At 63.9% G+C, this 19,471-nt stretch carries 21 protein-coding genes; 15 read left to right on the top strand and 6 right to left on the bottom strand.

Going from position 1 to position 19,471, the window contains the following annotated elements:
• The first annotated feature begins 76 nt into the window (after positions 1-76).
• Both plsY and DAAJ005_RS03810 read left to right on the top strand, forming a co-directional pair.
• Entirely contained in the window at positions 77-694 is a 618-nt protein-coding gene (gene plsY / locus DAAJ005_RS03815) for a glycerol-3-phosphate 1-O-acyltransferase PlsY (RefSeq protein WP_370519815.1), read from the top strand.
• A gap of 147 nt (positions 695-841) precedes the next feature.
• Positions 842-1,141: a hypothetical protein gene (locus DAAJ005_RS03810; RefSeq protein ID WP_151845953.1), complete on the top strand. Its 300-nt coding sequence runs from the start codon at positions 842-844 to the stop codon at positions 1,139-1,141.
• Between the two features lie 77 nt (positions 1,142-1,218).
• Here DAAJ005_RS03810 and DAAJ005_RS03805 read toward each other — a convergent pair whose 3' ends face one another.
• Complete coding sequence (locus DAAJ005_RS03805; protein WP_151845952.1) at positions 1,219-1,920, bottom strand: response regulator transcription factor; 702 nt, start codon at positions 1,918-1,920, stop codon at positions 1,219-1,221.
• An 80-nt stretch (positions 1,921-2,000) separates the two neighbouring features.
• On the bottom strand, positions 2,001-3,803 hold the full coding sequence (locus DAAJ005_RS03800; RefSeq protein WP_151845951.1) for an ABC transporter substrate-binding protein: 1,803 nt from the start codon (positions 3,801-3,803) through the stop codon (positions 2,001-2,003).
• Positions 3,804-4,154: 351 nt separating this feature from the next.
• Here DAAJ005_RS03800 and hslO point away from each other — a divergent pair, with 351 nt between their 5' ends.
• The gene (hslO, locus tag DAAJ005_RS03795; protein WP_151845950.1) at positions 4,155-5,066 is read left to right on the top strand and encodes an Hsp33 family molecular chaperone HslO; all 912 of its coding nucleotides are present in this window, start codon (positions 4,155-4,157) and stop codon (positions 5,064-5,066) included.
• 45 nt (positions 5,067-5,111) lie between these two features.
• On the opposite strand, the gene DAAJ005_RS03790 is transcribed toward hslO, so the two are convergent.
• Positions 5,112-6,122, bottom strand: coding sequence for a nucleotidyltransferase domain-containing protein (locus tag DAAJ005_RS03790; RefSeq protein WP_151845949.1), 1,011 nt, complete (start codon positions 6,120-6,122; stop codon positions 5,112-5,114).
• Between the two features lie 79 nt (positions 6,123-6,201).
• Between DAAJ005_RS03790 and DAAJ005_RS03785 the strand changes: the two genes are divergently transcribed.
• Positions 6,202-7,596 (top strand): S1C family serine protease, encoded by a 1,395-nt coding sequence (locus DAAJ005_RS03785; protein WP_151845948.1) that lies wholly within the window; start codon positions 6,202-6,204, stop codon positions 7,594-7,596.
• 108 nt (positions 7,597-7,704) lie between these two features.
• Here the strand turns inward: DAAJ005_RS03785 and tkt are convergent, their stop codons facing one another.
• Both tkt and DAAJ005_RS18855 read right to left on the bottom strand, forming a co-directional pair.
• The gene (tkt, locus tag DAAJ005_RS03780) at positions 7,705-9,687 is read right to left on the bottom strand and encodes a transketolase (RefSeq protein WP_151845947.1); all 1,983 of its coding nucleotides are present in this window, start codon (positions 9,685-9,687) and stop codon (positions 7,705-7,707) included.
• A 5-nt stretch (positions 9,688-9,692) separates the two neighbouring features.
• The gene (locus DAAJ005_RS18855; RefSeq protein ID WP_192930851.1) at positions 9,693-10,139 is read right to left on the bottom strand and encodes a GntR family transcriptional regulator; all 447 of its coding nucleotides are present in this window, start codon (positions 10,137-10,139) and stop codon (positions 9,693-9,695) included.
• A 216-nt stretch (positions 10,140-10,355) separates the two neighbouring features.
• Between DAAJ005_RS18855 and rpsP the strand changes: the two genes are divergently transcribed.
• The 6 genes from rpsP to DAAJ005_RS18850 all read left to right on the top strand — a co-directional run bounded on the left by rpsP (position 10,356) and on the right by DAAJ005_RS18850 (position 13,887).
• On the top strand, positions 10,356-10,604 hold the full coding sequence (gene rpsP, locus DAAJ005_RS03770; RefSeq protein WP_029480322.1) for a 30S ribosomal protein S16: 249 nt from the start codon (positions 10,356-10,358) through the stop codon (positions 10,602-10,604).
• A gap of 99 nt (positions 10,605-10,703) precedes the next feature.
• Positions 10,704-10,943, top strand: a complete 240-nt coding sequence (locus DAAJ005_RS03765; protein WP_029477680.1) for a KH domain-containing protein — start codon at positions 10,704-10,706, stop codon at positions 10,941-10,943.
• A 2-nt stretch (positions 10,944-10,945) separates the two neighbouring features.
• Positions 10,946-11,521, top strand: coding sequence for a ribosome maturation factor RimM (rimM, locus tag DAAJ005_RS03760; RefSeq protein ID WP_151845944.1), 576 nt, complete (start codon positions 10,946-10,948; stop codon positions 11,519-11,521).
• A 10-nt stretch (positions 11,522-11,531) separates the two neighbouring features.
• The gene (gene trmD, locus DAAJ005_RS03755; RefSeq protein ID WP_151845943.1) at positions 11,532-12,344 is read left to right on the top strand and encodes a tRNA (guanosine(37)-N1)-methyltransferase TrmD; all 813 of its coding nucleotides are present in this window, start codon (positions 11,532-11,534) and stop codon (positions 12,342-12,344) included.
• A gap of 78 nt (positions 12,345-12,422) precedes the next feature.
• On the top strand, positions 12,423-13,028 hold the full coding sequence (locus tag DAAJ005_RS03750) for an LON peptidase substrate-binding domain-containing protein (RefSeq protein WP_151845942.1): 606 nt from the start codon (positions 12,423-12,425) through the stop codon (positions 13,026-13,028).
• Positions 13,029-13,143: 115 nt separating this feature from the next.
• A complete protein-coding gene (locus DAAJ005_RS18850) occupies positions 13,144-13,887 on the top strand; it encodes a hypothetical protein (RefSeq protein ID WP_192930850.1) in 744 nt (247 codons plus the stop codon).
• A gap of 21 nt (positions 13,888-13,908) precedes the next feature.
• Here the strand turns inward: DAAJ005_RS18850 and DAAJ005_RS03740 are convergent, their stop codons facing one another.
• Positions 13,909-14,697 (bottom strand): enoyl-CoA hydratase-related protein, encoded by a 789-nt coding sequence (locus tag DAAJ005_RS03740; RefSeq protein WP_151845941.1) that lies wholly within the window; start codon positions 14,695-14,697, stop codon positions 13,909-13,911.
• 49 nt (positions 14,698-14,746) lie between these two features.
• On the opposite strand from DAAJ005_RS03740, the gene ruvX reads away from it, so the two are divergent.
• The 5 genes from ruvX to DAAJ005_RS03715 all read left to right on the top strand — a co-directional run bounded on the left by ruvX (position 14,747) and on the right by DAAJ005_RS03715 (position 19,398).
• Entirely contained in the window at positions 14,747-15,178 is a 432-nt protein-coding gene (gene ruvX, locus DAAJ005_RS03735; protein WP_151845940.1) for a Holliday junction resolvase RuvX, read from the top strand.
• Positions 15,179-15,289: 111 nt separating this feature from the next.
• Positions 15,290-17,572, top strand: coding sequence for a hypothetical protein (locus DAAJ005_RS03730; RefSeq protein ID WP_151845939.1), 2,283 nt, complete (start codon positions 15,290-15,292; stop codon positions 17,570-17,572).
• An 8-nt stretch (positions 17,573-17,580) separates the two neighbouring features.
• A complete protein-coding gene (locus DAAJ005_RS03725) occupies positions 17,581-18,027 on the top strand; it encodes a Tfp pilus assembly protein FimT/FimU (RefSeq protein WP_151845938.1) in 447 nt (148 codons plus the stop codon).
• A 7-nt stretch (positions 18,028-18,034) separates the two neighbouring features.
• Complete coding sequence (locus DAAJ005_RS03720; RefSeq protein WP_151845937.1) at positions 18,035-18,568, top strand: type II secretion system protein; 534 nt, start codon at positions 18,035-18,037, stop codon at positions 18,566-18,568.
• A complete protein-coding gene (locus DAAJ005_RS03715) occupies positions 18,565-19,398 on the top strand; it encodes a PilW family protein (protein WP_226342554.1) in 834 nt (277 codons plus the stop codon). The genes DAAJ005_RS03720 and DAAJ005_RS03715 overlap by 4 nt, the downstream gene beginning before the upstream one ends.
• Positions 19,399-19,471 lie beyond the last annotated feature (73 nt).

The raw sequence follows: 19,471 nt of genomic DNA, 5'->3' as shown, positions 1-19,471 counted from the left end.
CCTGAGCGTCCCGGCTGCCGCGCTCAGACCCAGTTCAATTTTCCGGCGGGTCACCGGGGCGGTGCTGGGGCCTACAATCGGGGGCGTGATTGTGTCCACCCTTTTTCTCTCACTCTCGGCGGCGCTGGTTTCGTACGTGATCGGCTCTGTTCCGGCGGCGTCATGGCTGGCGCGTTCGCGCGGCGTGGACATCCGTAAGGTGGGCAGTGGCAACAGCGGGGCCACCAACGTGCTGCGCTCGCTGGGCAAGGGTCCGGCGCTGCTGGTGGCTATGTTCGACATCTTGAAGGGGGCACTGGCAGTCTGGCTGGCCCGCGCGCTGGGGCTGCCGCCAGAGTGGGTGGGCCTGTGCGGAGTGGCCGCCGTGATCGGCCACAACTTCAGCCCGTTCCTGAGCTTCCGGGGCGGCAAGGGCGCGGCCACCACCTTCGGCACCATTGCGGCCCTGGACCCGGTGGCCGGGCTGGGAGTGTTCGTGCTGGGCGTGGCGACCATGTGGCTGACCCGTTTTGTCAGCGCGGGCAGCATTCTGGGGGCCGTTACGGCTGGCATTCTGGTGGTGGCACTGGGACGGCCCGTCTGGCTGATGCTGTCGGTCCTATTCCTGGCCGCGCTGCTGATCTGGCAACACCGCAGCAACATCGAGCGGCTGACGGCGGGCAAGGAATCGCGGATCGGTGAGAAAGTTCGCTGAAGTGCCGCAGGGCAGGGCGCGGCTGCGCTATTCTGGACGGGTCTTAAAATCTACGCCCCGTCCCAAGCCGCTCAGCCCTGGCCCGATCTTCATTTCATTGGGCTGTCCACCCATCAGGGCCGTGGATTGAAACACCGGAGAACACGCATGCCCGTCAGGATCAGGATTTACGGCAAGGAAGCCAGCTTCTCGCAGGGCTGCTGGAATTGCGACGACGACAGTTTGCAGGCCATGTTGCAGGCCCTGGCCGACCCCCGCGCCCTCACCGAGGCGCAGGAACAGGAACACGCCCTGTACGCTGCCGGACGCTTCGGCGGCTTGATCGCCACGCCACTGGGCTGGGAAGCCGCCCCCCACCCGGAAGCCGAGATCAAGCTGGAAGACTTCGCTCCCGGCCCCCGGCCAGAGCGCGCAGGCTGGCTCAGTTTTCTGCAAAAGAAGAAGTAGCGGGCGGGTCACAGCGGCCCGCCTCTATCCACCTGACCTGCTCCCCGTTGTTGCCGGGATCAGACCTGCCCGGCCCTCTACAGCATCTTCGGGTCGATCCAGCCGCGCTTGATGCCGTACAGCACCGCCTCTGTGCGGCTGCCCACGCCCAGCTTGGAAAAGATGTTCGCCAGATGCACCTGCACCGTGCGCGGGCTGATGTCCAGATCGCGGGCGATTTCCTTGTTGGTGCGCCCGGTGGCGGCCACGCGCAGAACTTCCAGCTCACGGGGGCTGAGGCTGTCCTCGGGCGGGGTGGGCTGGGCGGCGGCGCTGAAACGTTCCAGCACCTTGCGGGCCACGCTGGGGTGCAGCGCACTTTCCCCGGCAGCCACCGCCCGCACCGCGCCCAGCAGATCGTCCTCACTGGTGTTCTTGAGCAGGTAGCCCGCCGCCCCGGCTTCCAGCAACGCAAACACGTAGGCGTCGTCGTCGTAACTGGTCAGCACCAGCACGCCCACGCGCGGTTGCTCGGCTTTAATGGCGCGGGTGGCCTCAATACCGTTCATACCGGGCATGGAGACGTCCATCAGGATCACGTCCGGCCTTAACGCGCGGGCCTGGGCAATGGCTTCCTCGCCGCTGGCGGCTTCCCCGGCCACGTACAGGTCATCCTCGCCCTCCAGCAGTTCGCGGGTGCCCTTGCGGACCACCGGATGATCGTCTACCAGCAGCAAGGAGATACGGCGGGGCAGACCAAGTTCAGAAACACTGTCGGGATCACGGGCAGAGTCGGGCATAGGGGCAGAATACGCGGCCCTGCCACAGAGAAGGGCCACCCCCCAGTTGGAGAGGTGGCCCCGGAAACTCAGAAAGCAGGTTAGCTCTTGCTCAGATCCTTCCAGTACGTCCCGGTGGTGAACGAGAGCATGGGGTTGAAGGTCTCCAGGCTGACGCCCTTCAGATTGTCACGGTAGGCCAGCACGCCCGGCTGATTGGGCATGTTGATGTACCACGCCTGATCAATGGCCCGCTTGGCGATATCGGCGTACAGCGCGTTGCGCTTGTCGGTGTCGGTGATGCTGCGCGCCTCGCCGATCCAGGTGTCGATCTGCTCGTCCTTGGCGTTGATCCGGGGGTTGTAGTAGCCCTTGGAATCGTAGAAGGTGTAGACGAAGTTGTCCGCGTCGGCGTAGTCGGGTGCCCAGCCGGTCATGACCATCGCCTCGCTGCCCTGGTTGCTGCCCTTGATGATCTGGCTCCATTCCTTGGCCACGATGTTCACACGGAACTTGGGGCTGATAGACTCGATGTTCTTCTTCAGGATTTCCATCCCGGTCTGGGCGGTGGCGCTGCCTGCACGGTAGGACACGTTCACGGTAAAGCCCTTGTCCCACACCTGACCGTCCCAGGCTTTCTTGAAGTACTCGGTGGCCGCGTCGATGTCGTAAGCGGCGGCTTCGATGGACGGGTCATAGCCAGGGAAGCTGGTGGGCAACAGGAAATTCAGGGCCTCGCCCTTACCCTTCTGCACGTCTTCGATGTACTGCGGGGTGTTGAACGCCGCCACGAAACCCCGGCGCACGTCAGCGTCACTGAAGAAGTTGGCGGGGATGCCCTTGCCGTCCAGCTTGCCGCTGCCGATGGCCCCCTTTCCGCTGATCTTCTGGTTCATGCTGATGCCAAAAGCACTGGTGCTGGGCAGATCATCCAGAATGGCGATGCCGGGCTTATCCGTGAGCTGCGCCTCGATGATCGAACGGCCACCCGTTTCAACAATGTCGGCGTCACCCTTCTCGAAAGCCTGGAGGCGCGCGGCCTGCTCGGGAATCTTCTGGAGGATCACGTCCTTGATGCTGGGCTTCTGACCCCAGTAGTCGGGGAAAGCGGTGGCGGTCACGGCGGTGGCCGTCTTGTCCAGCAACTTGTACGCGCCCGTGCCGCTGGGGTCCTGAGACAGCGGGCTGCCCGTGATGTCCTTGCCCACGGCGGCCTTCCAGGTGGCCTCGGTGCCGTCCCACTCGCCGATCTTCTTGGCATGTTCGCTGTCCACGATGCCCTGACCGGTATAGGCCAGCTTGGCCAGGAAGGCAGGATCGGCCTTGGGCAGCTTGAACACCAGCGTCTGACCGTCGCACTTCACGGCGTCGGTGATCTTTGCCCAGGTCACGCCTTTGTCATCGTTGGCGTTGCTCTGGGTGCCCAGCAGGCTTTCAGACAGGAACCAGTTGCCGCTGTCGCTGGTGTTGGTCACCAGATTGCGGCGGAAGGTGTACTCGGCGTCCTTGCACTCGAAGGGGTTGCCGGTGTGGAACTTGACGCCGTCACGCAGGGTAAACCGGTATCCGGTGCCCCCGTTTTCCTCCTGCCACTCGGTGGCCAGCAGCGGCTTGAGTTCGGACAGGCTGTTGCCCTTGTAGGTCACCAGCGTCTCGTACAGGTTTTCCACCACCTGACCGCTGGCGGTGTCGTAGGTGGTGCCGGGGTCCAGCGTGGGAATGTCGGCAGATTCCTGAATGACCAGAACGCCGGTAGGCTCCACGTTGCTTGCGCTGTCGCTCGTCGTCGTATCGGTGGTCGTGCTGCTGACCGTGTCGTTCTTACACGCCGCCAGACTCAAGGTCAGGGTGGTCAGGGCAATGGCGCTCAGAACTTTTTTATTGGATGGCTTGAAAATGGTCATGGGGTCACTCCTTGAGAGAAGGTTGATTGAGGCGGGTGAAGTCTGAAATCTCGGTGATCAGAACGAAAGTGTTCAAATGAGAAGAAGAAGACATTGCCGAAACAGTGTTGCACACGCAAATTGTTCAGCAGATCAGCTTAGACAACGCCCATGAGAGCGAATTAGGAACATTACTAAGATTTTCTCCAGACGGCAATCGGCCCGTCAGGTGCATAGCGGCTCCCTGGGAACAAAAGCGCTACATGGGATGTCCAGGCCGCCGTGTCAGACGGCCCTTTCAGCCCATCCGCACGGCCAACAATGAAAGACCTCCCACAGCCGGAATTGAGCGCCTTCGTGTAAGATTTCCTAATGACTGCTTCTTCTATTTCCGACTCTTTCCTGCTGCGCGGCACGGCGGCAGGCAACACGCTGCGGCTGGTGGGCATGGAGTCCACCCGCATCGTGGAAGACGCCCGACTTCGCCACCATTTAAGTAAAACCGCCACCGCCGCCCTGGGGCGCACGCTGACCGCCTCGGCGCTGCTGGCCGTGGTGCTGGGCAAGAAACCCGACAGCCGCGTGACCGTGCGCGTGGAGGGCGGCGGCCCGGTGGGCTGGATCGTCGCCGAGGGCAGCGCCGACGGCCAGATTCGCGGCTACGTGCGCCAGCCCGACGCGGACCTGCCCCTGCGCGAAACGGACGGCAAGCTGGACGTGAGCGGCATCGTGGGCACAGTGGGCGAACTGGCGGTCACGCGGCTGCTGGACAACGGCGAGCCGTACACCGGCAGCATCGAACTGGTCAGCGGCGAGATCGCCGAGGACATCAGCAGCTACCTGGGCGTCTCCGAGCAGATTCCGAATGCCGTGCTGTTGGGGGTCTACGAGGAAGGCGGACGGGTGGCCCACGCGGGCGGTCTGCTGGTTCAGGCCATGCCCGGCGTATCGGATGAAACGCTGGCCCATCTGGAAGCCAACATCCGCGCGCTGGGCCAGATCACCGACGGCCTGCGCCGGGGCGGAATCCTGGACGTGATGAACCGCGTGACCGAGGGGCTGGGCCTGACGCTGGCTCCCGGCGCACAGGCTGCCCGCTTCGGGTGCCGCTGCTCGCGCCAGAAGGCCGAGGACAGCCTGAAGTTCTTTAACGCCGAGGAACGCCAGGACATGATGGACACCGGCGGCCAGGAAGTCGTGTGCCACTGGTGCGGCGAGAAATACCACATCACGCCAGGGGAAATTGCCGCGCTGGACGCCACGGTGGAGCGGGCGCAGGCGTAGAGGACCGGCCTCAAACAACCCTTCTCCCCTGCGGAGAGGGGTTTTCTAGTGCAGGCGTTCCAGCCATTCATGCTCAGGGTCAAGCAGTTCCAGCGCACCCCGCAGCCACTTCAGCGCCTGTCCATCCAGGGTGGGGCACATCCGCTCGAAATCCCGCGCATCCTTGCCACGCAGCTTCCGGTCTGCGGCGGCCTTGAACAGCAACACCGCCTGCGGGGCCAGATACGGCCATCCATCAGGGGACCATCGCCGCGCTTCAGCCAGCGGCAGCGTTACGCGCGGGTCACGGCGGTAGTGCCACAGCCCGTCACTCAGGTCGGTCAGCAACAGGTCGAGCATCAGCACATCCGGCAAGGCAGGGTGACGGGCGTGAATCTGGTGGAGCGGTGGCTCCAGCGGGGCGGTCCAGGGCTGGTACATGCCGCCTTGCGGGGCGTCCAGTTTCCAATCCGAGAGCAGTTGCAGAAGCTGGGGCTGGGCATCGCGGGCCACCGCCACGTCCAGATCGTCGTGCGGGCGGGTGATCCGGTTCAGATGCAGGTCCAGCGCAACTCCCCCGGCGAACATCCACGGCGCGTCCAATTCGGCCAGCATCCCAGCCACCATTTGCGAGGGGCCAAAGCCCACAGTGCGGGCGTGGTGGGCGGTGGCCTCAGCTTTCAGCGCCTCGTCTGCCATCTGCCGCCCCTCTGCGAGAAAGACCTGACGGTAGCGGCTCGCGGCGTCCGAATCTTCCAGCAGCAACGCCCGCAGCGCCTGTTGCTCGGCTCTCCAGCCGCTGCTGTGATCGGGCAGCACCAGCCGCCAGCCAGCGGGGTGCAGGTAAAATTCCCCTTCTGATACGTAGCCCAAGGATTCCAGTACGCGGCATTGCTCCTCGCTGGGCCGCTCCGGCATCAGGTCCAGATGAAGTTCGGGAAGGTCCAGCCCAGACAGTGCGGGCACGCTACCCGGCCCACCGATCTGGACGTGAAAAACGCCTTCCTGCCGCCCACCCTCCAGATAATCGCCCAGCGCATTCTTCAGCTCATGGATGGCCGCATTGAGATCAGGCATCCTGCAAGGAAAGCATGGGTGAAGCCCTTGCCGCATCCGCTCTTATGCTGAGCGCACCCCAACTGGGGATACTGAACCTATGAACGCCAAAGCAACCGCAACGGCCCTGCTGCTGGGTGGCCTCGCCGTAGGGCTGGCCGGGTGCGACACCGGATCGCAGCAGACCACTGCCCAGACGACAACCCAGACCGCTCCGGCGCAGGCCGATTCGGCCCAGACGGGTGTAGCACAGACCGGTGCAACACAGACAACTTCAGCCAATTCAACAGACAACCCAGCAGTTCCCTTTGCCACAGGCAATGCAGGCGACAGTGCCGCCCCCGACGCGCTGGGGCTGAAGGCGGGCGCGCGGTTGCAGTACGAGCAGAACACCATCGACGTGGTGCAGCGTTTCGAGCCGGGACTGGTCTACATCAGCACCGAGCAGCAGGTGGCGGCGCAGGACCCCTTCGGCATGATGGGCGGCGGCGGCTCGCAGGTGCAGCAGGGCGTGGGCAGCGGCTTTTTTGTCAACGACGCCGGGGATATCCTGACCAACTTCCATGTCGTGGCGGGCGAGGGCGGCGGCGGCAGCGGCGGGGCCAGCAAGATCAGCATCCGGGTGATGAATCAGGACAAGACGGTGGCGGCGAAGGTGATCGGCTACGCGCCGCAGTACGATCTGGCGCTGATCCGCGCCGAGGGGTTGGACAAATCGCTGATCCGGCCCATTCCGCTGGGCAACAGCGACAGCCTGAAGGTGGGCCAGAAAGCCATTGCGATGGGCGCACCCTTCGGCCTGGATTTCAGCGTGTCGCAGGGCATCGTGAGCAGCACCGCGCGCCAGATTCCCATCGGCTTCTCGGGCGGCGGCGAGGGCATCACGCAAAAGGCCATCCAGACCGATGCGGCCATCAACCCCGGCAACTCCGGCGGACCGCTGCTGAACAGCGCGGGCGAGGTGATCGGGATCAACACCCAGATTCTCTCACCCAGCGGCCAAGCCAACGGTGTGGGCCAGAGCGCAGGCGTGGGCTTTGCCATTCCCATCAACGCCGCCAAGAACCTGCTGCCGCGCCTGCAAGCGGCGAAGGGCGGCGTGGTGACCCTGCCGCGCATCGGGATCAGCGTGGGCTTGGTGGTGCAGGGACAGCGGGGGCAGATGGCTGTGGGCCTGGGCGCACTGACCAGCCAGGGCAAGCAGCAACTGAAACTGCCCGACACAGGACTGGTGGTGGGTCAGGTCCAGCCCGGAACGCCCGCTGCCGCCGCCGGGCTGAAGGGCGGCACCCGTACCCAGGAGTTCCGGGGCGGCGTGATCAGCCTGGGCGGCGACGTGATCGTGGCCGCCGACGGCCAGCCGGTAGACGCGCTAGAAGACCTGCAAGCCGCCCTGATCAACAAGAAGCAGGGCGACACCGTGGACCTGACCGTGCTGCGCGGTGGCCAGAAGCAGGACGTGACGGTCACGCTGGACGCCTCGGCGTTTCAGTAAGAGCTGGCCGCGCCATGAATAGCAGCCCCCAACTGACAACCCCCTCCCACCTCACGGAGAGGATGGAAGGGGGCAGGGTTCAGGATGGCCCGAAAACGAAATTAACGGTTAGAGAATGCTCTTGACCACCTTCACCACGTTCTCCACGCTGAAGCCGAACTTCTCGAACAGGATTTCGGCGGGGGCACTGGCCCCGAAGGTGTCCATGCCGATGACCGCGCCTTCCAGCCCCACCCACTCGTACCAGGGGGATTTACTGGCGGCTTCAATGGCGATGCGTTTCACACCAGGGGTCAACACACTGTCGCGGTAGCCCTTATCTTGCTCGCGGAAGACTTCCATACACGGCATGGAGACGACGCGGGCGGCGGTGCCTGCCTTACCCAGCGCCTCGGCGGCGTCCAGTGCCAGCCCGACTTCCGAGCCGCTGGCCACCAGAATCACGGTGGGGTTCTCGGCATCCTGCAAGACGTATGCACCCTTCTTCACGCCCTCAGGGTTGCGGGGCAGAATTCGCAGGTCCTGGCGGGACAGGGCCAGTGCCGTGGGGCCTTTCTCGTATTCCAGGGCCATCTGCCACGCCACCGATGTTTCGTTGGCGTCGGCGGGGCGGATGACGTGCGCCCCTGGTACGGCCCGCAGCATGGCCAGTTGGTCAATCGGCTGGTGCGTGGGGCCGTCCTCGCCCAGACCGATGCTGTCGTGGGTCAGCACGTAGGTCACGGGCTGCATCTGAATGGCGCTCAGGCGAAAGGCGGGTTTGAGGTAGTCGGCGAAGACCATGAACGTGCCCACGAGCGGGCGGATACCGCCGTACAGGCTCAGACCGTTGGCGGCGGCGGCCATCCCGAACTCGCGCACGCCAAAGTAAACGTTGCGCCCGGCGTAGTGATCCGGGTTCAGGACTTCCGCGTCCTTGATGGTGGTCTTGGTGCTGCCCGACAGGTCCGCGCTGCCGCCCATCAGGCCCGGCACGACGGCGGCCAGCGCGTTGATCGCCTCGCCGCTGGCGTTGCGCGTCGCCATCGCCTTGCCGCCCACCTCGTATTTGGGCAGGCTGTCTTCCAGATTGGCCGGGAGTTCGCGGGCCAGCAGCGCGTCCACTTCCTTGCCCAGGTCAGGATGCGCGGCGCGGTAGCCGTCCATCAATTCCTGCCACTCCTGTTCCTGCTGTGCGCCACGCTCTTTGGCATCCATATGCTCCGCTACGCCGTCCGGCACGGTGAAGGGGGGGTAATCCCAGCCCAGCGCGGCTTTCGTCGCGGCCACACCGTCTGCCCCCAGCGGCTCGCCGTGCGCCTTGCTGGTCCCGGCGCGCGGGCTGCCGAAGCCGATGATGGTCCGCACCTGAATGAGGGTGGGCTGCGCCGTGTTGTTGCGCGCGTTGATCACGGCGGCGCGGATTTCCTCCAGATTGTTGCCGTCCTCCACCTTCAGCACTTCCCAGCCGTAGGCGCGGTAACGCTCGGCGGTGTCCTCGGACTCGGCCTTGTCGGTGGGCGTGTCCAGTTGGATGTGGTTGTCGTCGTGGAACCAGATCAGCTTGCCCAGCTTGAGGTGTCCGGCCAGCGCGGCGGACTCGTGGTTGACGCCTTCCTGCAAGTCGCCGTCGCCCATCACCGAGTAGGTGTAATTGTTGAAGATCTCGAAGCCGTCGCGGTTGTACTGGGCGGCCAGATGACGCTCGGCCATCGCCATGCCCACTGTCATCGCCGCGCCCTGGCCCAGCGGCCCGGTGGTGGCGTCCAGCCCCGGCGTGTGGAAGAACTCCGGGTGACCTGGGGTCTTGCTGCCCCACTGCCGGAAGTTTTTCAGCTCCTGCAACGGCATGTCGTAGCCCGTCAGGTGCAGCAGGCTGTAAATGAGCATGCTGGCGTGGCCCGCCGACAGCACGAAGCGGTCGCGGCCCGGCCAGTGCGGGTTGCCAGGGTTGTGGCGCAGGAAATCGTGCCAGATCACGTAGCCCATCGGGGCCATGCCCAGCGGCGCGCCCGGATGACCGCTGTTGGCGGCCTGCACGCCGTCGATGGACAGGGTGCGAATGGTGTTGATGCTGAGCTGTTCGAGACCCGCTTCAGTGGCTTGTGTCATGGGCCTCATCCTACTCTGCCCGGTGATTGTGTACCACATACACTTATAGACGGTTCACCTGTCAGCTCTTCATCAACAACAGCCCTCAGTTCCGCATCGCTGATCCCAGCAGCCTTCAATTCCCGCACCCGCCGCCGCAACTCCAGCAGTCCACCCTGTTGCCCTGCCGCGCTGTCTGGCCGCACGCGCGTTCCGGCCCCGGCGCGGTTCTCGGTCAGGCCGTCCTCTTGCAATAAGGCATAGGTTTTGGCCACGGTGTTCGGGGCCAGCCCCAGCGCCGAGGCCAGCGCACGCACGGCGGGCAGAGACGCGCCAGGTTCCAGAACGCCGTCACCTATGGCCTCCGTCAGCGCCTGTCGAAGCTGGAGATAGACGGGCAACTGCCCCTCTACCTTCACCTGGGAGGCCAGCCGGGTCAGCAGTTCGGCGCGTCGGGGGGGCGTGTCGCTCATGGGCGCACCATCGGGCCAGGGTGGGCGAACTGTCAAGCTGGGCAGAAGCAGCGGGACCGGGAGCCTCGCGCCCCTTGCCTCCCCGCCTCCGGCTCTGATACTCTTCTTCGGTGCGCGGCCCGGTTGGCTGCTGTCGGCCCGTATGATCCCCGCCATCCTTGCGGGTGCAACACCTTCAAATACACGCGTGAAGACGCAAATCAGAGGTTCTCCATCATGGTCAAGATTCGCCTGTCCCGCTTTGGTTCCACCCATAACCCCCACTACCGCATCGTCGTGACCGACAGCCGCGTCGCGCGCGATGGTGGCTACATCGAGAACATCGGTCACTATGATCCCCGCAAGACCTCCGAGACGTACCTGAAGGTCAACAACGAGCGCGCCCAGTACTGGATCGGCGTCGGCGCACAGCCCACCGATACCGCCCGTCGCCTGCTGAAGTCGCAGGGCGTCAAGTTTTCCTGAACGTCTGAATTTAAGAATGAGGCTCCTACGGGGGCCTTTTTCGTTTTCCCCGTGCGTCTGTCAGCCTGCCGTCACGCCACTCCCTTTAGAATGCACGCCATGAAAAGCGATCCGACTGACCTGACCCTGTTCCTGGCGCAAAGCGTGGTGGATCAGCCGTCGCTGGTGCGCGTGTCCAAGAAGGGGCCAACCGTGATGGTACGCGTCGCCCCCGGCGAGGAAGGCCGATTGATCGGACGGCAGGGCCGCGTGATCCAGGCCATCCGCACGCTGGTGCGCGCCGCCAGTGACCCCCGCGAGCGCGTGAACGTCGACCTGGACGCCCCGCGCAAGGGTTGAGCGTGACTGATCCGAATACGGCGGCAGGAACCGAGATTACCCGTCTGGGCTATTTCCTGGGACCACACGGCGTTCAGGGCGCAGCCAAGGTCTACGTGCTGGGCGACGCCGCGCAGTTCAAGAAACTCAGGCGGGTGTACGTGGAGGGGCGCGGCTGGCTGGGGGTGGTGCGGACCACTCAGCTCGCTCCCGGCGTGGCCCTGCAACTGGCGGGTCTGTCCTCACGTGAGGGGGCCGAAACGCTACGCGGCCTGAACGTCTACGCCGCCGATGATGAGTTGCCCACCCCCGAAGACGGCGTGTACTACTTCCACGAGTTGCGCGGCCTGACCCTCAGCGACGCGGAAGGCGTGGAGTTAGGAACGGTCAAGGACGTGCTGGACGCCGGGCATCAGGATCTGCTGGTGGTCACGCATGAGGGTGGAGAGGCATTGATTCCGCTGCAAGCGCCGTATGTGACCGTGAATCTAACGGCCAAGTTACGGCCCAGCTCCCTGTCGCTGACTGCCGATGCGCCGGAAGGACTGCTGGGCGACCTGGACGATGAAACGGACGAGCCAGAGCAGGAAGACGCTTGAGAATTCCACCGTGTTGACCTTCTCCTTCCTGACCCTGTTCCCTGAACTGCTGGCCCCCTTTGCAAATGAGGCGATTATCGGCAGGGCCAGGGAGCGCGGGCTGCTGGACGTGAAGCTGGTGCAATTGCGCGAGTTTGCGGACAACAAGCACATGAAAGTGGACGACACGCCCTACGGCGGCGGCGCGGGCATGGTGATCCGGGTGGACGTGGCCGAGCGCGCACTCGCCAGCCTGCCCCCGGCGGACGAGATCATTCTGTTCAGTCCGGCAGGTCAACCCTTCACGCAGGCGGTGGCCGAGGAACTGGCAAGAAAAAGCCATCTGGCTTTCCTGTGCGGGCGCTACGAGGGCTTCGATGCCCGCACCGAGGGGCTGGTCACGCGCGAACTGAGTATCGGCGATTTTGTGATGATGGGCGGCGAGGCGGCGGCAGCGTCCGTGCTGGAGGCGGTGGCCCGGCTGCTGCCCGGCGTGATCGGTGACCCGGACTCGCACCGCGCCGACAGCTTCAGCAGCGGCCTGCTGGATTACCCCGAATACACCCGGCCTCCCGATTGGCACGGCCAGAGCGTGCCGGACGTGCTGCGCGGCGGCAACCACGGCGCGGTGGCCCTCTGGCGGCGGGAGCAGGCGCTAAGGCGCACCCTGACCCGCCGTCCCGATCTGTTGTCGGGCGCGGAACTGACGCCGCAGGACACCGCCACGTTGCTGGAACTGGGCGTTACGGCAGAGCAGTTACAGGGCTGGAATGCACCCCCCGCTCCTGTCCCCAGACGGGCACGGCGCAGGAAAAACATTGATGCAAACGAACAATCCGAATGAAATCCAAGCGTTTTTCACCTTTTTATTGTGGGTTCCGCTCAAGTCCCTTTCTCCCAACGGGCGCACCATGAGGGCCAGATGACCGTTCCCCTGTTTCCCCTGCATAACTTGGTGCTGTTTCCAGGCGTGATACTGCCGCTCTACGTTTTCGAGCAGCGTTACCGCGCGCTTCTCCTGGACACGCAGGCCAGCGGTGAACCGTTTGGGATCGTCCAGATCGTGGAAACTTCAGAAGAGGTGTCCACCCCCTTTCACGAGCGGATTTCCAGGGTGGGCACGATGGCGCACCTGCAACAGGCCCAGACCCACGAGGACGGCACCAGCACCATCGTCGTGGTGGGCGGCGAGCGCTTCACCGTGCAGGACTTCGATTTCAGCAGGCCCTACCTGAGTGCCGAGGTGACGCTGTGGCCGCTGGAAGACGTGCTGTCCGGCCAGGAAGAAATGGTGCAGGCCAGCGCCCGCAAGCTCCTGAGTGACCTGCTGCGCCTGCGCCCCACGGAGGCGGACCTGATCCGCGCCAATGCCCCGGAAGACTCCATGTTGCTGGCGAGTTTCGTTGCGGGCCTGCTGCCGGGTCTCAGTGCCCAGCAGCGTGAAGACGCCCTGCGCGCCCCCAGCCTGCTAGACCGGCTGGACGTGCTGCTGGGCGCAGTTCCCAGGGACATGAAACTGATGAATTGAAGCGGCACCCTTTTGCCCCGAAGACCACACCACGGGGGCAGCCCCTGCCCCGCTGCTCAGAATCTCTAAACCCACCCTCACCCGCCTGAGCGCCCCCAGCGTGCAGACTGGGTTCATGCTGGATAACATCCTGAATTCCCTGCAACGTGGGGCGGAACGCGTGCAACGCCGGGGCGAGGAAGTCGCGCAGGTGGCCCGTCTGCGCCTGGAAATCTTTCAACTGGGCCGCGAGCTGGACGGCCATTTTGCCCGCCTGGGCCGCGCCTATCACGCCGGGGCCGAGAAGGACACCCTGGGCGGCGTTCAGGACGACATCCGCCGTGCCGAAGAGGAGATCAGCGCCCGCGAACGCCTGATCACCGAACTGGGCGAGGACCCGAAAGCGGACGGTGAGATGACCGTGTACACGCCGGACGGGGTGGGCCGGGTCAGCGGTGCCGAAAGGGATGCTGAGGGCAATGTGGAGCCTTCTGGTGCGGGCAACCGCCCCAATTTCACCAAGCCGGACGGTTTAGCAGCAGACACTGAACCCAACATTCCCGCCTCGGTACCCCACCCACAGCAACCCCACTTTCCGCAGGAGGCCACCATGACCAATACACGTCCAGACAAAGAGGAACTGGAGCAGCAGCGTGGCAAGATCGACCTGAACCAGACGGACCGCAGCCACCACGACGCTGCTGATGGCGATTACTCGGCTCCCGATCCCACCGTGCAGCACTCCGACGAACTGCTGGAACCCGGCGACAAGACCGCCAGCATGGGCAAGGAAGGCGAGCGCGACAAGTTCACCCGCCACGAGGGCATGCTCGAAGAGGGCAAACGCGCCAGCGAGAAATCCGATCCGCTGGATATGTAAACCCAGCGAACCTTTAAAAACTCAGTCCTGGGCGCGCACGAAGTTCGGTGCGCGTTTTTCCTTGAAGGCCGTCACGCCTTCCTGGTGTTCCCAGTGGTCCCCCGCGAGCTGCTGCAACGCCGCCTCCTGATCCAGTGCCTGATCCAGCGTGCCCGTCAGCGCGTCGTTCAGCGCCTGCTTGGTCAGCTTGAGGGCGTTGGCGGGGCGTGCCGCCAGCCGCTCGGCATACGCCTGGACCTCGTCCATGAACGTCTCGTCGGCAAAGACATGCTCGCACAGGCCCATCTTCAGGGCGTCGGCGGAATCCACGCGCTCTGCCAGGGCCATCAGCTCGAAGGCGCGACTGTAGCCCACTAGGCGCGGCAGAAACCAGGTGCTGCCCGAATCGGGAACCAGGGCGATGTTGGAAAAAATCTCGATCAGGCGGGCCGACTGCGCCCACAGCCGGATGTCCCCGGCCAGTGCCAGACTGGCCCCTGCCCCCGCTGCCACGCCGTTGACCGCACTGATCACGGGCTTCTCCAGCGTGCGGATGGTGCGGATCAGTGGGTTGTAGGTGGCGTTCAGGTGTTCGGTAAAGGTCATGTCGCGCCCTGACACGTCCCCGAGGTCCTGTCCGGCGCAGAAGCCCCGGCCCGCGCCGGTGATGACCACCACCCGCACGGCGGGGTCCACCTCCGCCTCCTTCAGTTCGGCGGTCAGCAAAAGCAACAGCTCGTCGTTGGCGGCGTTCAGCTTGTCTGGGCGGTTGAGGGTCAGGGTGCAGACGCCCGCGCGGGTCTGCGAAAGGATCACGCTGTCGTGGGTCATGCTGCCCAGCCTAGCGTCCCACCGGCCAGACTTCGCTACACTCGCGGGAATGACTGAGCAGCGGCCCCCCGAATCCGGCGATCTGCCCCCCACACCGCCGCCGAAGGTGCTGGCGCTGGACGTGAGCAAATCGCGCATCGGCTTCGCAGTCAACATGGGGGGGCTGGCCTTCGGGCGCGGCAGCCTGGACCGCAAACGCCTGCCCCTGGACCTCAAAGCGCTGCGCCTGAAAGTGAAGGAAACCGGGGCGACGCTGCTGCTGCTGGGGCTGCCGCTGCGAACCGACGGCCTGCACAGCCCCTCGGCAGACCGGATTCGCGCCTTCGGGAAAATCCTGGTGGAACAGGGTTACGCGGTGGCCTATCAGGACGAGCGCTTCACCACCCGCCGCGCCCGCGAACTGGGGGCCGCCGATGAGGACGAGGCGGCGGCGGTGCAGATTCTGGAGCTGTATCTGATGGGACGCGCAGGCCAGAACTAGCCAGAACTGCCTACTCGGTCAGTAAAATACTGCCGAGAACACACATTTGGGGGGGATGGCAACCCCGTTCGGGTAATGGTTTTGGCAGGGTCTGGGACGCAGAATTGGGTCATGCCCCTTCAACCCTTTCCCCCTCCCACTTTCAGGAAACTACCGGATACCCGCCCGGCCCAATCCAGTCTCTCCGCACACGCCCAGATCACGCAGGGCGCGACGATGATCATCGTGGTGCTATTCACGCTGCTGCTGCTGGCCGGGGTGCTGGCCGCCTCCCTGCGCCTGGGACTGAGCAGCCGCCAGACCACCGCCGATCAGGCATCGACGCTGCGGGCGCAGTATGCCGCCGAGTCGGGAGTAGCGCTGGCGCGCAGCCGCTTGCAGGACGTGCAGGCCATGCTGTCGTTCAACAGCCCGCGTATTGTGGGCGGCGCAGGCATGAAATTGGCCCCCAACATCAAGATTACCGCCGTTCAAGACTGGGTTTTTCGCCTCTGCGGAACCTCGAACTGGCAGGATATGTACGAGGGCCGGGAACCCAATGCGCGCGGCTTTCTGGACCGCACCCTTGATCCAAACGACGACGCCAGCGAGAAATTCTATCCCACAGCCCAGTCCTGCAAGCCTGCCAACCTGAATTCTGCGTCGCAATTCGCGCTGTTTGCCAATATCGTGACACCTGAAGCCTACGGGGTCTTGCCGACGGGCGAGGCACCGGCAGCGACACCTGAAGCCCGTCAGGCGTTCTGGCAAACGCTGCTGACCCAGCGCTCCACCTCCACCTCCGGGAACGTGAACCTCAGCACGCAGGTAGGGATTACCCGCGTGCTGCGTCTGACCGCCAACCACAGCCGGATTTACCTGGGAGTGCAGCAACTGGACTCAGCGGCCACCGAGTCTACGGGGCGGGTGCGCCGGGTGGTTACGGCGAGCGGCACTGATACGGGCCAGTGGTGGTTCGACATCGTGCAACCTTCCCTGCTGGAAGCCACTGTTCAGACCGACTATCAGACCTCACAAGCAGGGGGCATTATCTATTTCACCAGTCGAACCAATTTTCAGGGTCCGCTCAAGACCAATGACGTGTTTGCGTTCAACAGCAGTACGGGCAACAACAATCCAAGCTTCAGTGGCAAGCTGACCAGCGCCGGGTGTATCGACCGCATCGAAAATGCCACCGAAATCACCTGCACCCGTCAGCCTGGTGTACGGGTTGCCACCACTGGTACTCCGACTCCCAACCGCAATTTCTCGGGAACAGATACCGCGAAGAGTACGGCCATTCAGAATTACATTGCGAATAATGGTGTGAACGTTAATTACAACGGCATTACCCCCAACTTCGCCGGTCAATACCAACCGTTTCCAACAAACTCCAGCAATCAGGCCAACGCGGCCAACGGTCTGGACGAGAACGGCCAGCCCCTGATTAATGAGCGCGGTTTGACCCTTGGCAGCACTGAGGTAGGTGTACAACTCTACGTCGGTGATGCCAACGGAAACCAAGTGACCCAGTACGACGCAAATCAGCGTAAGTGGGTTGAACCCAGCCCAGCCTATCAGTACATCAAGCCTGCGACGGGTGTGAGCTGCAATTCAAATTTCGATATCAATGGTTGCACTTACACCTATAGCAACACCACTTACCGGGTTGATGCGAACAAAAATATGCAGCAAAAGATTGGGAATGGCGCGTGGACATCAATCACTGGAAAATTCAACGGAGTGATCTATAAGAATGGTGGGGTCAGTATCCTCGGCCCGGGACGCGGAAATTACACCGATTCCAATTCGGTGGTCCAGGCCCGTCCGGCACTGGCCTCGTTCTCGGGCATCACACTGGCCGCCACTGGAGACGTAACCGTTCGCAGCGACCTCGCCATGTCACAGACCCCCTGCCGCTACGACGAATACGCCAGCGTACAGGTGACGCCGCCCTGTTCGGATCGGCAGAACGTGCTGGGAATGTTCAGCAGCGGAGGCAACGTCATCGTCGGGCGACAGACTCCTGACAACGTGGTTCTTCAAACGGCCATGATGGCCAGCCAGAAGGAATTTACCGTAGACGGTTACGATGATGCGGACAGAGGATCGAGAGGGGCAGTGAATTTTACCGGCTCACTGGTAGAGAAGTATTACGGCGCGAACGGCTCATTCGGAACGCGTACTGTTCAGGTCTGTACCAAATATAATTCCAACGGTTCATGTAAAACATACGCCAATCAGAATCAGGCTTACGAGGCTGGCTACGGACGCGATTACTCCTATGACCGCCGCTTCCTTGATGGCCTGTCGCCGCCGTACTACCCTGTCTCGCCCAAGTGGGACTTCTACGACGCCTCCAGCCGTGACGGTGACTTCTCCGATCTGATCTGGAAGCAGGGGACCGCGCCGTGAGGGGCAAGATGTCTGGCTTCACTCTGATTGAGGTTCTGGTGGTCATCGCCATCATCGGGATTCTGGGGGGCATCTTCGGCAGCAGCCTGATTCGCAGCATCCGCACCGCAGAACTGCGCGAGGCCGCCAATCAGGTCGCCAGCGACTTTCAGCGGGCGCGTTCGCTGGCCCAGCGCGGCAGCACCAATGTGACCATCACCACGTCCAAAGGCACGGCGAGCGGCAGCTACAGCGTGGACGGTCAGGCCCGGACCCTGCCCAACAACATCAAACTGGTGTGCAAGACCAACTGCGGCGCGGGCACGGCGGCGGCCACAACCTATCAGGCCCCCTACGGCGAACTGACAAATCTGGGCAGCGTCTTCACCGTCCAGAGTCCGGCGGGTGGCGTCGCCGCGCTGGAAATCCGAATCGTCGGCGTGACCGGCAAGGTCATTCTGACCGGGGCATCCTGAAATGAACATGAATCAACGTTTCCGTTCCCCGCCCGCCCAGGCCGCATCTCAGGGCTTTACCCTGATCGAGATTCTGGTCTCCATCGCCATTCTCGGCATTCTGGCCGCCGTACTGACCAGCACCCTGACTGGAACCCTCAGCCTCAACCAACGGAGCCAGCGCCAACTGGACACCTCGGCGCGTGCCCAGCAACTGCTGGAAAGCATCCGGGGGGCCTGGGCCGTGCCGCCCGCCGGGACCGCCCTGTCTCTTTACTATGACCGGGCCTGTGCGCCGAACACCTCGGTGGCCCTGGACGGCCTGAGCGCACAGTACATCAATCTGAATTCCAGGGCGCAACCGATCAACGGCTCTGGTGTCGTGCAGACCAATCCCAGCGCAGTGAACGTCACGATCTCGGCCACCTGCCCCACAGTGTCCCCCGTTCAGATGGGCAGCGGCAGCACGGCCACGCCCTACCCGATGCGCCGCCTGATCGTCAGTTCGGGCACCGGCCCGCAAGATGTGACCCTGACCCTTGATCTGCTGAGGCCCCAGTGAACCGCGCCGCAGCGCCGCAAACGGGCGGCTTCACCCTGGTGGAACTGCTGGTCGGCATGGCCCTGATGGGCATTGTCCTGGGGGCACTGCTGTCCTTCTTCACGCAGGGCACCCGGATCTCATCGCAGTCGAGCAGCCGCGCCGATCTGCAACAGGAGGTCCTGAACGTTCAGCAACTGATCGTGGGCAAGCTGCGCGAGGCGTGGTACATCTACCCTGCTGGGCAAACGCTGACACTGTCAAGTGCAGTGACCACCCGCAATCCGGTCACCAGCAACCAGAGCTGGAACACCAGCACCCACCCCATCCTGGCAATGATCCTGCCGCCCAGCAACACGGCCCTGGCCTGCGCCACCAACGCCAACGGCTGCTACCGCTTCGTGGCCTATTACCCGGTGGTGCGCTCGGTGTGGATCAGTGGTGTGACGGCGACACCGTGGCTTGACCCCGGCAGCAACGCCAATAACGCGGCAACCTGGGTGCTGGCCGAGTACCGCGCCAACATGCCCGCCAGCTTTGTGCCTACGGTCTTCCCCCCGGCAGCAGTGCCCGCAGTGCCTCAAAACGGCACGGCCAACCTGCTGGCCGATTTCGTGGCCCCCACCATTGTTACCCCTGGGTTCACAACCATAGCCAGCGCCTACAGCATGTTCAGTTTCCTGCCCACCAACAGCAGCGCGACGGTGCCGGTCAGTGGCGTGACGCTCCGGGTGGCCACCACCCGCCAGACGGTGGGCACCACCCTGCGCCTGCCCAACGCCACCGACGAGTACACGATCTCGGTGTACCCCACCAACCTGGGCAAGATCGCGGCCACACCCATCAACTGATACGGACTGCCGTTTGTAACGCAGTAGAGATTGGAACAGCTCTGATCTCTACCCTCTGCGCCCGGAACCCGCC

The sequence above is a fragment of the Deinococcus sp. AJ005 genome (assembly GCF_009017495.1).
GTDB lineage: Bacteria > Deinococcota > Deinococci > Deinococcales > Deinococcaceae > Deinococcus.
This window is presented reverse-complemented; position numbering and strand designations above follow the sequence as displayed.